Annotated in this window: 1 protein-coding gene; it reads left to right on the forward strand. The window is 56.9% G+C overall.

The features are described 5' to 3' along the window. Positions 1–148: 148 nt before the first annotated feature. On the forward strand, positions 149–520 hold a 372-nt coding region (locus E1297_RS49515), incomplete at its 3' end, for a hypothetical protein (RefSeq protein WP_209015544.1).

Below are 520 nucleotides of genomic sequence, written 5' to 3' on the forward strand. Positions count from 1 at the left end.
GCCCGCAAGCGCCTGCCGAATGCGTTGCCGGCAAGGGTTACCATTCCCGTGCGGTCCTCAAGGGGCTGGACGGCAGCCCGTGGAAAACCCGGATCGCAAAGGGGTTTCGCGCTGGCACGGCGATGAGGCAGCACGGCTGGCGTTCAAATTGAAGGCTGAAATCGACGAGCGTTCCTTTGCCCACATTGTCGACCGGGGCGGTCTGAGGCGAACACATCTGCGTGGCCGGGACAACGTTCAAAAACACTGCCTCCTACACGATGCCGAATACAACCTATCCTTGCTAATGCGCAAAACAATTGGTTACGAGACAGCTCGTGGTGCGGGTTCGGGAGGATATGGGGTCATTTTCTTGCTTTTCAGAACCGAACATACCGCGAGAACCACCCTGAGCGGACAAATTGGATTCCAATCCGAAAACATCCGCGCTGCCGTCATTTTGGCTATCACTGAACCCAAACCCGGCAGATCGACTTTTTCAACGGGCTGTTATGCGGCCAAAAGCTGGGGCGGCCGGAAA

It is taken from the genome of Roseibium sp. RKSG952, assembly GCF_009711355.1.